Origin of the sequence: Anabaena sp. CCY 9910 (assembly GCF_963920875.1) — a bacterium.
Classification (GTDB): domain Bacteria; phylum Cyanobacteriota; class Cyanobacteriia; order Cyanobacteriales; family Nostocaceae; genus Trichormus; species Trichormus variabilis.
Map to the genome: position 1 here is coordinate 109,955 of NZ_CAWUDJ010000002.1, position 13,321 is coordinate 123,275.

A 13,321-nucleotide genomic window follows, 5' to 3' on the forward strand; every position below is an offset into this window, starting at 1 on the left:
GATGCTAATTTTTTCTTAATGTAGTATTACAAGAAAGTTCTTCATATTTGAGCAATCTCAAAAGTTGCTCCCTTTATTGTTATCAAATGTGAGGTTTTGTTTCAACGAAGATAAATACTCGACGGAAATCTATTTCATATAAAAATCCTCAAGTAATTGGGTAATCTAAATTATTGCTGAGAAAGGGATAAAAAATATGCTGCAAATTCCCTTGAATTTCTCAGCCAAGCTTTAGGACTGCATCACTTAAGACCAAGTGAGTGCCGTAATACTAAGAGCAGTTCTCTAAAGTAACTGTTAATACTTATGCAGCAAGCATCTCATCCCACAGTCATTCTGGGTGCTGGCTTTGCTGGACTGTTTACGGCTCTGCACTTAAGCCAGCAAAATTACTCCTATCCGATTATTTTAATAGAACAGCGCGATCGCTTTAGTTTCAAACCGTTATTGTATGAATTACTAAGCGGTGAGCTGCATAGTGAACAGGTGTATCCTCCTTATCAAGAGCTGTTAGCTGGTAGCAAAGTTAAGTTTGTCCAGGACACGGTGCAATCAATTGATATACATCACCAGAGAGTTGATACAGTCTCTGGTCAAGCTTTCCACTACAGCAACTTGGTCTTAGCACTCGGTAGCAAAACCACTTATTTTGCTACTCCCGGTGCGGCAGAATATGCCATGCCCTTTACCTCTGGGGAACAGGCGATCGCACTCCGCCAACACTTGCGTCATAAATTATATCAAGCCATTCAAACACCAGACTTAGAACGTCGTCGCTTACTATTAACTGTGGCTATCATTGGTGCTGGGCCGGCTGGTATTGAATTGGCCTGTACCTTAGCCGATTTACTTCCCATTTGGTACGACGAGTTGGGCGGCGATGGTAGTGAAATTCATGTTGTCCTTGTCAACCGCAGTCGGGAAATTCTCAAAGGCGATGTGAATAGCCATTTGCGCTGCACAGTCGAACACGCCATGAAAAATCGCCTCATTCCCGTGGACTTTTTATTTGATGCGGCTGTCACAAAGATTACACCTGAAGGTGTAGAGTATCGACGACAGGAGCAAATACAGATGTTACAAGCAGGAACCATCGCTTGGACTGCTGGCACTGCACCCAATCCTTTGCTGATGGAATTACCCGTTTCTCAAAATCGAGGGCGGTTAGTGGTAAAACCCACATTGCAACTGTCTAATTTTCCCGAAATCTTCGCGGCGGGTGACTGTGCTACAGATAGCGATCATCCCCAACCACCCACAGCCCAAGTAGCCTATCAACAAGGAATTGCGATCGCTCAAAATCTCCAACGAATCAGCCAAAACAAACCTACCATTCCCGTACAAGTCCAACTGCGCGGCACTTTGATGAAATTAGGACTCAATGAAGGTGTTGCTAACTTATTCAACAAAGTACAAATCAAAGGACAAGCAGGCCATTTGATTCGGGAAGGAACATACTTACAGCTACTACCCAACTCTGCTCATAACCTGAAAGTTACAACCGAGTGGCTAACAGATGAATTATTTCAGCGTCACCGTGCTGCTACACCCATGCAGCTGGGACAAACACCTTGGTTATCTGGAGTCGCCACCACCGCAGCAGCACTAATTTTTGCCACCCCCCTAGTTTGGCGAGCAGCCCAACCTACCCAATTTCAGCAAAACCTCAGTTGGACAGGCGTTCCCACCTTACTCAATCACCTCACACCCCGCCGCTAAATTTATGATGAAATACCTACTCAGCCTCCACGCAGCCGTTACCGTCAATCGCATCACCATCGGTTTTTTCTTCTTCCTCTCCGGTATTGCCAACTACTTAAATTTCAGCGTTCCTAACGGTTTCTACCAAACAGTTATCACTCAAAAACTACAAATGATTGGCCCTGGAATTCCCCCCGGATGGGAAGGTATAGGGCCGCTACCTTGGTTAATAGCAGTTCCTTATGCTTGGTCGTTACCTTTAGCAGAAATCGTCCTGGGTATCTTATTTGCCCTCAATTATTGGGTGCGGTGGACAGGTTTACTACTGATTCTCATGACATTTAGCATCATTCTCGCATTTGGTATTGTTCCCGCAGGTAGTCTATTTCCCAATGGTGCGGAAAGCTTTAACAAAAACATTCTCTTCATGACCTTAATTTGGATTTGCATTGCCTACGATGCTTATGAACAAAAAATGAGCCGTCGTCGTAGTCAAGCAATGGCTGATTATGCTGGTATGGCTGCTGAGGAAGATATTTGATATAGTCCCGGCTTGAAGACGTGGGGATTACAGCAAATCTGAAGTAGGGTGTGTTACGGCTATGAAAGGATTTGGGACAAAGAGACAATTAAATTTAGCCGTAACGCACCGCCGAGTGGATGGTGCGTTAGGCGCTAGGATATTTTTTCCGTGACCAATCATATTGGAAATCAGCGCCTAACACACCCTACAATAGTTTTATTTTTACTATGTAGACGCGATTTATGTTTGTATTATGCAGACGCGATAAATCGCGTCTCTACAAAGATTTTTCGCTCAGATGCTGAATTAATTTAGCTACTAAACCTGTCCATCCTGTTTGATGACTTGCACCAATTCCTGCTCCATTATCACCATGAAAATATTCATAGAATAAAATCAAATCTCGCCAATGTGGGTCATTTTGAAACTTCTGTGTTGCACCGTAAACAGGACGTTTACCAGAAGCATCCTTTAAAAAAATTCTAGTTAATCTTTGGGATAATTCTGATGCTACTTCCCAAAGATTCATCATCTTACCAGAACCTGTGGGACATTGCACCTGAAAATCATCTCCTAGATAATAATATAACTTTTGCAGAGATTCAATTAAGAGAAAATTCACTGGAAACCAAATAGGCCCCCGCCAGTTAGAATTACCGCCAAATAAACCACTACTAGATTCAGCCGGTTCATAATCTACACGAAATTGAGAACCGTTGACATCAAATTTATAGGGATGTTCTGCATGAAATCTCGAAAGAGCGCGAATACCATAGGGGCTAAGAAATTCACTTTCATCGAGCATTTTTTGGAGGATATGTCTTAGTTTATCCCGTGAAACTATTGCCAATAATCTCCTAGCACCTGTGCCTATTGTTTCCATACAAGCGACATTTTGTCGCAAATCTGGACGATTTTTGATAAACCACTCCAGCCGCTTTTTAAAGCCAGGAAGCATTTTTAATGTGTCTGGTTCAATAGTCTCAATAGCAAATAGGGGAATTAATCCCACCATTGAGCGCACTTTTAAGGTAATCTGCCGTTCAGGTAGATGCAGCACATCGTAGTAAAAACCATCTGCTTCATTCCATAAACTAGCTTCCATTTCACCAATTTTATTCATAGCATCAGCTATGTAGAGGAAATGTTCAAAAAATTTAGTTGCGATGTCTTCATAAACAGGATTAGTCTTGGCTAATTCTAAAGCAATGGCTAACATATTTAAACAATACATTCCCATCCAACTTGTACCATCAGATTGATCAATATGTCCGCCCGTAGGTAAAGTTGCACTGCGGTCAAATACACCAATGTTATCTAATCCTAAAAAACCTCCTTGGAAGACATTATTACCTTCAGCATCCTTACGATTTACCCACCAAGTAAAATTGAGCATCAGCTTTTGAAATACTCTTTCTAAAAACTGCCTATCTGCTCGTCCATAAATTTTCTGTTCAATTTTATATATGCGCCAAGTTGCCCAAGCATGAACAGGAGGATTAACATCACCAAAAGCCCATTCATAAGCCGGAATTTGCCCATTGGGGTGCATATACCATTCCCGTGTTAAAACATCTAATTGGTATTTAGCAAAATCCGGGTCAATCATTGCCAAAGGGATGGTATGAAATGCTAAATCCCAAGCAGCAAACCAAGGATATTCCCACTTATCTGGCATAGAGAGAATATCTTCATTGTAGAGATGAAACCATTCTTTATTTCTACCATTGCGGCGTTCTGGTGGTGGCTTTGGTGTGTGGGTGTCTCCTTTTAGCCAATCTTCGACGATGTAATGATAAAATTGCTTACTCCACAGCATTCCTGCAAATGCTTGTCGCTGCACATTGCGCATATCTTCACTTAATTGAAATGGAGTAATGCGCTGATAAAATTCATCCGCTTCCCTTTGGCGTTGACTGAAAATTATACTAAATTCCTCGCCAAATGGTTCCATCAACTCAGGTGTATCAGATAGTCTTAATTTGATGATCTGTGTTTCACCTGCACCCACTGTTAACACATAGTTGGCAGAGGCTTTTGTTCCCACCTGTTCAGGATTTACTGCTGATTTTTTGCCGTTAACAATATAGTCATTAATCCCATCTTTAACATAAGCAGATGTGTTAGGATAACCAAATAATTTCTGTATATTTGTTTCGTTTTCTGTAAAAATAATCTCATTTGGTTGTTGACAGTATAACCATCTTTCACCTAAAGTTTGATGGTGGGCTGCTATGGTCTGAAAATCATCACTTAATTTTACTACTTGCAAAATAGGTTTATTTGTATCTCCATTCCAAGACCAGGTATTATGAAACCAAATCGTAGGTAATAAATGCAGTGTTTTGGTTTGTGTTCCTCGATTAATTACCGTAATTTGGACGAGAATATCCTCGGCAGTATTCTTGGCATATTCAACAAATACATCAAAATATTTATCACTATCAAATACACAAGTATCTAGTAATTCAAATTCTGTATCTCTACGATTGCGGCGCTGATTTTCTGTTACTAATTGGGAGTAGGGGAAGGCTGTTTGGGGATATTTATACAAAGCCTTCATGTAAGCATGGGTGGGGGTGTTGTCTAAATAAAAGTAATATTCTTTAACATCTTCCCCGTGATTACCTTCATTTCCCGTTAAACCAAAAATTCTTTCTTTGAGAATAGAATCTTCACCATTCCAAAGAGCGATCGCAAAACAAAGCCGTTGATGATTATCACAGATACCCAACAACCCGTCTTCACCCCAACGGTAAGCACGAGAACGAGCTTGATCATGGGTGAAATAGTCCCACGCATTCCCATGAGAACTATAATCTTCCCGTACTGTTCCCCACTGGCGATCGCTCAAATATGGCCCCCATCTACGCCAATGAGCTACGTGATCCCTGGCTGCTTGTAATCTGAGTTCTTCTTGGGTGAGATTTGCTGTCATCGGGTTATGCACATTGATCGAGTCGAAAATAGGAAAATCTAGTGATTTATTCTGTACTGTAGAGACGTTGCATGCAACGTCTCTACATCATTTATCTGGCGCAACTTCATAGAGAATTGGGATGAGAATATGAATTTATTTCACGCAGAGGCGCGGAGGCGCGGAGAGAAAGAGAGGGAATTTTTGGTTTTTATTTTGAATTTTGTTCGCCCTTGGCGTTCCCGTAGGGTATTTTGAATTTTGAATTGATTCATATCTGGATTCAGCAAGGCCTAAAATTTGGCGCTCTACTAGCATGAAGCTTTACTCTGAATTGACCATGATATTTTGATGAAAATCCTCTAAGAATATCAGCCGTAATTATGGAAAAGTTCCTGAAAACTGGACTGTTTAAACAATAGCTGCTTCTGCGATCGCTCCCTGCATTCTCCCTAACGCATCAATCAAACTTTGTAATTGTTGGTCGGCTTTGAGGACTGCTAAACCCCTAACGGTGACTTTACCTGGAGAATAAACAAACCGGGTTTTGAGATGTTCTGGTAAGTTCGCCGCAAGTAAATTCCATGCAGGTTCTTCCATTGGGGTTTCTAGAACAACGTGCTGTTTACTTTCTGGTTTGATGCGGCTAAAACCTAACTTTTTCGCTAGTTGTTTGAGTTCCATTACCCGCAAGAGTTGATTGGCGCTGACTGGTAAAGTACCATAGCGATCGCTCCATTCGGCTGCAATCTGGGTTAATTCGTCTTTGGACTTAGCCGCCGCTACCGCACGATATGCGCTCATTTTCTGGTCAATGTCGGTAATGTAATCGGCGGGGATAAAGGCGGTGAGGTTGAGGTCAATTTGGGTATCGTCAACTTTGGGAATTTCTTGACCGCGAATTTCTCGGATTGATTCTTCCAACATTTCCATGTATAAATCAAAACCGATCGCTTCCATTTGACCTGATTGTTCTGCACCCAGTAAGTTACCCACACCCCGGATTTCCATGTCGCGCATGGCTAGTTGATAGCCGGAACCAAGTTGAGTAAATTCTTGAATGGCTCTTAACCGTTGCCGGGCGGCATCAGATAGTTCTCGTTGCTTGGGGTAAAATAGCCAGGCGTGGGCTTGAATTCCTGCTCGTCCTACCCTTCCCCGTAACTGGTAAAGTTGGGATAAGCCAAAGCGGTGAGCGTCTTCAATTAAGATGGTGTTGACGCGGGGAATATCTAACCCAGATTCAATAATTGTGGTACATACCAAAATATCTGCGTCACCATTGCTAAAGGTGAGCATGGTTGATTCTAACTCGCTCTCATCCATTTGCCCGTGAGCGATCGCAAATCTGGCTCCGGGAACCATCTCTCGCAGATTGGCGGTAATCTCTTCAATCCCATCAACCCGTGGAACTACGTAAAATACCTGTCCACCACGGTCAAGTTCTTGACGAATGGCACTGCGGACACTCTCTGGGTTTCTGGGGGAAAGATGGGTTTTAATTGGTCGTCTGGTAGGGGGTGGTGTGGTAATCAGACTCATTTCCCGAATCCCAGATAAGGACATATACAAGGTGCGGGGAATGGGGGTGGCGGAGAGGGTCAATACGTCAACTTGGGTTTTTAAGGACTTAATTTTCTCCTTCTGGTTCACCCCAAACCGTTGTTCCTCATCTATTACCAACAGTCCTAAATCTTTGAAACTGACACTTTTACCTAAAAGTTGGTGTGTCCCAACTACAATATCTAACTCACCAGTCGCCAGTCGCTTTTGAATGTTCCGCCGTTCTTCGGCTGTGCGGAAACGATTTAATAAGCCGACGTTCACAGGGTATGGGGCAAAGCGTTCTTTGATGGTGTGGTAATGTTGCTGGGTGAGGATGGTAGTTGGTGCAAGTAAGGCGACTTGTTTACCAGAGGTCACAGCTTTGAAGATAGCGCGAATCGCCACTTCCGTTTTCCCAAAACCCACATCACCACAAACTAAGCGATCCATTGGGCGATCGCTTTCCATATCCCGTTTCACATCTTGGACGGCTTTTAGCTGGTCGGTTGTGGCTTGGTAGGGGAAAGAATCTTCCATTTCCTCTTGCCAAGGCATATCTTGGGGATAGGCAAAACCTTGTTGTTGCGATCGCGCTGCATATAATTTCAGCAAGTCCACCGCTAATTTTTTAATCGCTTTGCGGACACGGTTTTTGGTATTGTCCCAAGCTTTCCCCGTCATCTTATGCAGTTCTGGCGGTCTATCTCCCGTAGCGCGGAACCGAGATAACGCACCCACTTGATCAGCCGCAACTCTTAAAAGACCGTCAGCATACTGAACAACGATATAATCACGGGTTTCATCGTTAATTGTCAGACTTTCCAGCTTGACAAACTTACCAATTCCATGACTTCTGTGAACTACATAATCCCCTGGACGCAGCTTATTGGGGTCAACTTGCTTAGAAGCCGCCTGACGACGCTTACGGATAAAACTCGGTGTGGCGAGGGAGTGTTGACCATAAAATTCCCGGTCGGTGATGACTACTAGGCGATAGGTGGGGAGAATAAAACCTTCCAGTTCCGCCAGTCCAGAATATTTCAAAGCTATGGGGGTATGATTGATTTGCAGCTTGTCAATCGCTTGATAATCACGGGGATTGGGGATAAACTGCGCCGGACAGTCGTGTTCTTGTAGTAGAGAAACAGAACGGGAAGGTTGAGCCGAGATTAACCAAATCGAGAAATTGCGATCGCGTTCTTGTCTTAAGGTATCTGCCAGTTTAGCAAATTGGTGGGGTGTCACCGGCACAGACCGACTAGCTAAATTCACCCCGCTATTTTCTTCCGATAATTCTGATAAATATAAGGTTTTAAATCGAGTCGCATCACCCAAACATTCCTCAAAAGACCGATGAATTTTGGGTAATTCATTCACAACTGACAACTGACCACTAACAACTGACAATTGCTCATCAGCATTTTCCACCCAGCGATCGCTATGAGCATGACACTGTTCTGGCTCATCAATCGCAATTAAAGTATTTTCCGATAAATAATCCAAAACAGATGCAGGTCGCTCAAAAGCCAAACCCAAAAAGCGCCGGCTACCTTCTATGAGTGCAGAATTAATTTCTGAATCAGCATTTAGGACTTGATACTCAGCACTATCTTCCAGATCTGTAGTGATAATAGGAGTAAAGCTTGTAGGCGTAAGCACAATCTCTGTTATCTTGTCAAGTGCCGAACGCTGAGTATTGGGATCAAATTCCCGAATTTGCTCGATTTCATCACCAAACCATTCCAACCGTACCGGCAACTCCGAAGAAACTGGAAAGACATCGACAATATCCCCCCGCCGACTCCATTGACCCTCTGTTTCCACCAAAGGAACACGCTCATAGCCCAAAATGGTAATCTTCTCACTGAAGGTCTCTAAATCAAATTCCAGCCCCCGCTTCAGAGTCAGGCAAAAAGGAATAAAAGCATCTGGTGGTGGTAAATGGGGTTGTAACGCCCCAACAGTAGCCACAACGGCTATTTTATGCTGTTGACCATTGACTATTGACTGTTGACTCTTCACCAAATCAGCCAACACCTGCATCTGACCCCAAGTCATTTCCGTTTCTGGGTCAAATGGTTCATAGGGAGAGGCTTCCGAAGTGGGGTAAAAATGTACTGTTTGCCATCCCATCGCCTCCAACTGTGCGTAAGCGCGTCCAGCTTCTTCTAAAGTGGCACAAACCACAAACAAATTATTGCCAGAATTTTGTGCCAAAGCCGAAGCCACCAAGCCCTTGGGTAGACGGGGAATGCCATTTAATCGCAAATCTTGCTGGCGATTGAGCTTAGAAAGTAACTCAGTGGTGAGTGGCGATCGCGCCAAGGCACGCACAATAGAAGAAAAAGCCATAAGTTAGGAAGTCGTTGCAGAACAGAAAATAGAGAGGTAGCCTATGTCAACTATTTTAAAAGTGTTAAACACTCCTCTTAATATTTCTGTGGAAGAATAATACTCATGTTTTTTACCAAGCAGTAAGTCATAACTCTCAGACTAACCCCTATACCCCTACACCCCCATACCCCTACACTGCTTCATCGAAAATACCTCCTCTATCTCCTTGAAAAAAAACCTACTACTTTATGTATAGTTAAAGAGTTTATGAGAAAACCTTTAATACTAGATACTAAGGATTGAGCTAAGTTCGCTCTATATAGCGGCAATTCATCATCATGTCTTCCATAACTGTTGAAATTTTAATTATTTTGGTACTAATTATTGCTAACGGCATTTTTTCCATGTCCGAGATGGCGATCGTCTCGGCACGGAAGGTAAGGCTACAGCAACTTGCGAATCAAGGAGATCCCAAGGCAAGAGCTGCACTGAAATTGGCAGAATCACCGAATAATTTCCTCTCTACCGTACAAATAGGTATTTCTCTCATTGGTATCCTGACAGGTGCTTTTGGAGGAGCGACAATTGCCAGCAGACTAGCAGTTTACGTCAGGCTCGTACCATTTTTATCACCTTATAGTGAGCCAGTTTCCTTCGGTATCGTAGTTTTGATTATTACTTACTTATCGCTGATTATTGGTGAACTAGTGCCAAAGCGTCTGGCCTTAAACAGTCCTGAACGTATTGCTGCCGTTGTCGCCATTCCTATGCGTGCTTTGGCAACTTTGGCTTCTCCGGCGGTGCATTTATTGAGTGCATCTACGGACATGGTACTGCGAACTATGGGAATTACACCTTCTCTAGAACCACAAGTCACGGAAGAAGAAATTAAAATCCTGATTGAACAAGGTACGGAAGCGGGAACCTTTGAGGAAGCAGAACAAGACATGGTAGAGCGAGTTTTTCGTCTAGGCGATCGCCCTGTCAGTTCCTTTATGACACCCCGTCCTGATATCGTCTGGTTAGATTTGGAAGACACAACCGAAGAAAATCGCCAAAAAATGAGCGAAAACGGTTACTCCCGTTATCCCGTATGTCAGGGAGGACTGGATAACGTCTTAGGAATCATTCCCGTCACCGACTTACTCGCCAGAAGTCTTAGAGGCGATTCCCTAGATTTAACAGTGGGATTGCGCCAGCCTGTGTTTGTACCCGAAAGCACCCGTGGCTTAAAAGTTTTAGAGTTATTTAAGCAAACCATCACCCACATGGCGCTAGTCGTCGATGAATACGGCGTAATTCAAGGATTAGTGACTCTTAACGACATCATGAGCGAAATTGTTGGCGATGTACCTTCTGCTGATGGGGAAGAAGAACCCCAAGCTGTGCAACGAGAGGATGGTTCCTGGCTACTGGATGGAATGTTAGCCGTGGAAGACTTTTTTGAGCTGTTTGATCTGGAGGAGTGGGACTTTGAAGAACGGGGTAGCTATCAAACCCTTGGTGGTTTCGTCATTACCCATCTTGGCCGCATTCCCGCCGCCGCCGATCATTTTGAGTGGCAAGGTATGCGAATTGAGGTCATGGACATGGATGGCAACCGCGTTGACAAAGTTCTAGTCGTGCCGACGACAAATAAGGTAGCAGATACGCAAAAGGCTGATTAGGAGGCAAGGAGCAGAGAATAAAATTTACCACTCCCCACTCCCCAGGAGTGTTTGAATTTTGAATTGACTAGGACTTACCCATGAAAACGAAAGATCAAGGGTTTGGAGAAGGGTATAGGGGTATAGGGGTAAATGTTGAAAACCCTTACACCCTTACACTAGGTCTCAACAAAATCTGGGTGCGTAAGTCCTATTGACTTCTCTCCATTCCTAAGTTCTTTATCTATCCAAGATGTCGGATGGAGTTTTGCCGTAACCTGATAATGAGGGTAATTGCAATCATTCAAGAACAGATAGATAAAGGCAGGTTGCATTCATGGCATATTCCTGGTTTAAAGCATTTCATATTATTGGGATTGTGGTTTGGTTTGCTGGGTTGTTCTACTTGGTAAGGTTATTCATCTATCATGTGGAGGCTAACCAGGAACCAGAACCAGCACGGACGATACTGAAAAATCAGTATCAAATTATGGAGAAGCGCCTCTACAACATTATCACTACACCAGGAATGTTGGTGACAGTAGCAATGGCGATCGGTTTAGTGAGTACGGAACCAGAAGTCTTAAAACAGGGTTGGTTACACTTTAAGCTGCTGTGTGTTGCTTTATTGCTTGGTTATCATCATTACTGCGGTCGGTTAATGAAGAAGTTAGCCGCCGATGAATGTCGCTGGAGTAGTCAGCAGTTACGGGCGCTGAATGAAGCACCAACAGTGATGTTAGTGGTTATCGTGATGCTGGCTGTGTTTAAGAATAATCTGCCTACGGATCTCACTGCTTGGCTAATTTTTGCCTTGATTATCTTTATGGCAGTCACAATTCAGCTTTACGCTAAAAAGCGCCGATTGGATAAAGAAAAACTCACAGCCCAAATCGGACAAATTCCTCAAGAACAGAGTTAGCCTTGCCATACCAGTAGTGGCGTGACAAGCCTAAAATGTAGAAAAAAATGTAGGTTGGGTGGAGGCTTTGCGTAACCCAACACCCTGATATGTGTTGGGTTGCGCTGCACTCCACCCAACCTACGTCTAATGTCCTATTTTATTAATTTGATTCCAGCAGGGTGCGCTACTTGCGAAAAAATCTAGCTGTACCAAGAAAATATTCATACTGACGCACCCTACCAACCGTCAATTTGGCATAATTTATTCACCAGTAATTGATAATTCCTCCACCCAAATTTTCGGAGCCACACCACCAGGTGTTAAAGCCACTTCTGGTTCTACGTAAATAATTGATTTCAAAAGTTCTAAGAAATCACCAGCAACAGTTGCTGATTCAATACTTGTTTTGACACCTTTGTTAATTAACCAACCATCAAAGGGCAGAGAAAAAGATCCTTGCAAAGATTTCACACCAGCGTGCAGAGCGTGTAAATCATCGATCAAAATCACATTTTCTGCTGTTTCTAAGCTAAATTTCTCCTCAGAATTCCCAGAAGCAAACACATGATAAAAGTTAGGACTAACACTAACTTTTGCACCTATACTAGCATTACCTGTAGGTTGAGTATTCAACCTTTTTGCCGTCCCAGCACTATGAAGAAATCCTGTTAAAATCCCATTTTCTATTAGTCTAATCTTACGAGTAGGTGTACCTTCGCCATCAAAACTTTCTGCACCTATATTCGCAGGGTGCAAAGCATCATCATAAACCGATAATAAAGGCGAAGCAATTTGTTTACCTAAATCATCGGGAGTAGATAAGCTTTGTTTATCAAGAATATTTTGGGCATTAAATAAATTAGAAAAAGCCCCCAGCAAACTTAAAAAGGCTTCCGGTGAAAAAATCACCCGATACTTACCAGTTTTAATTTTATCGTAGTTGAGATGACTAATAGTTTTTTCAGCAGTTTCTTGGATACATCCATTGATATCCAAATTTTCTAAGCTACGGTTGATTCTGTAAGCACCGGCACTGCGTGGTTTTTTCCCTTCCTCTTCAGTTTTGCTGTACAGATAAACTGATGACAACGAAACAGACTCAGTTCTTAAAGCACCTTGGCTATTGAGATAAAATCGATCAATATCTCTTTGTGCCAAGCCGTTATAAGGTACACCTTTAATAGCCGGATGGGCAGCCAGCAGTTCTTTTTCAGCCACTAGCAATTTTTCTATTAGTTCCGAAACAGGAGCTTGAGGCGCTTTCTCATTTAACGTATTGGCAAGAGGAACAGTAGCCTCTGGACTAAAATCAGGAACATTTTCTTTGACACCAAAAAAACTAGCTTCATAAGCCGTTTTTAAAGCTAATTCCAATCCTTTGGGATCTACATCTGTGGTGCTAGTAATGCCTATAGTATTGTCTTCATTCCAGACACGTACGGTGACACCAGAACGATTTGAAGCCTTGACTTGTTTTGGCTCACCTTGGTCAACTTGTACACTAGTTTCATCTACACTTGAACCATAAATATCGAATTTTTGTATGCCCAGCTTTTGAGCATTATCTTGGGCATAAGTAGCGATTTCATTAATGTTCGGCATAGCCAATCTTTGATTTGAGATTTTGGATTTTGACAAGTAAATTAAATTTCGGATTTTTGGATATTATGAATTACGTTTTTCGCCTAAGAAATATATGTAGTAGCACATCAGCCTAAAAACATTGGAATTAAACAATCTAGCTAGTACCA

7 protein-coding genes are annotated in these 13,321 nt (G+C 42.7%); 4 read left to right on the top strand and 3 right to left on the bottom strand.

The features are described from left to right. Positions 1 to 306 precede the first annotated feature (306 nt). Together ACM5QX_RS02970 and ACM5QX_RS02975 are read left to right on the top strand one after the other, a co-directional pair. Positions 307 to 1,719 (top strand): NAD(P)/FAD-dependent oxidoreductase, encoded by a 1,413-nt coding sequence (locus ACM5QX_RS02970; RefSeq protein WP_414752320.1) that lies wholly within the window; start codon positions 307 to 309, stop codon positions 1,717 to 1,719. Between the two features lie 4 nt (positions 1,720 to 1,723). Next, positions 1,724 to 2,242 (top strand): DoxX family membrane protein, encoded by a 519-nt coding sequence (locus tag ACM5QX_RS02975; protein WP_414752321.1) that lies wholly within the window; start codon positions 1,724 to 1,726, stop codon positions 2,240 to 2,242. Positions 2,243 to 2,501: 259 nt separating this feature from the next. Here ACM5QX_RS02975 and ACM5QX_RS02980 read toward each other — a convergent pair whose 3' ends face one another. After that, on the bottom strand, positions 2,502 to 5,162 hold the full coding sequence (locus ACM5QX_RS02980) for an MGH1-like glycoside hydrolase domain-containing protein (RefSeq protein ID WP_414752322.1): 2,661 nt from the start codon (positions 5,160 to 5,162) through the stop codon (positions 2,502 to 2,504). 390 nt (positions 5,163 to 5,552) lie between these two features. Next, on the bottom strand, positions 5,553 to 9,038 hold the full coding sequence (gene mfd, locus ACM5QX_RS02985) for a transcription-repair coupling factor (protein ID WP_414752323.1): 3,486 nt from the start codon (positions 9,036 to 9,038) through the stop codon (positions 5,553 to 5,555). Between the two features lie 320 nt (positions 9,039 to 9,358). On the opposite strand from mfd, the gene ACM5QX_RS02990 reads away from it, so the two are divergent. Next, a complete protein-coding gene (locus ACM5QX_RS02990; protein ID WP_414752324.1) occupies positions 9,359 to 10,687 on the top strand; it encodes a hemolysin family protein in 1,329 nt (442 codons plus the stop codon). Positions 10,688 to 11,003: 316 nt separating this feature from the next. Next, complete coding sequence (gene hemJ / locus ACM5QX_RS02995) at positions 11,004 to 11,588, top strand: protoporphyrinogen oxidase HemJ (RefSeq protein WP_011319519.1); 585 nt, start codon at positions 11,004 to 11,006, stop codon at positions 11,586 to 11,588. A gap of 243 nt (positions 11,589 to 11,831) precedes the next feature. On the opposite strand, the gene ACM5QX_RS03000 is transcribed toward hemJ, so the two are convergent. After that, a complete protein-coding gene (locus ACM5QX_RS03000; protein WP_414752325.1) occupies positions 11,832 to 13,172 on the bottom strand; it encodes a TldD/PmbA family protein in 1,341 nt (446 codons plus the stop codon). Positions 13,173 to 13,321: the final 149 nt, after the last annotated feature.

Bases quoted from the DNA above. Each gene is read 5' to 3' on its own strand.
- ACM5QX_RS02990 (WP_414752324.1), top strand. From the start codon at position 9,359: ATGTCTTCCATAACTGTTGAAATTTTAATTATTTTGGTACTAATTATT.
- ACM5QX_RS02980 (WP_414752322.1), bottom strand. From the start codon at position 5,162: ATGACAGCAAATCTCACCCAAGAAGAACTCAGATTACAAGCAGCCAGG.
- ACM5QX_RS02975 (WP_414752321.1), top strand. From the start codon at position 1,724: ATGATGAAATACCTACTCAGCCTCCACGCAGCCGTTACCGTCAATCGC.
- ACM5QX_RS03000 (WP_414752325.1), bottom strand. From the start codon at position 13,172: ATGCCGAACATTAATGAAATCGCTACTTATGCCCAAGATAATGCTCAA.
- ACM5QX_RS02970 (WP_414752320.1), top strand. From the start codon at position 307: ATGCAGCAAGCATCTCATCCCACAGTCATTCTGGGTGCTGGCTTTGCT.
- mfd (WP_414752323.1), bottom strand. From the start codon at position 9,038: ATGGCTTTTTCTTCTATTGTGCGTGCCTTGGCGCGATCGCCACTCACC.
- hemJ (WP_011319519.1), top strand. From the start codon at position 11,004: ATGGCATATTCCTGGTTTAAAGCATTTCATATTATTGGGATTGTGGTT.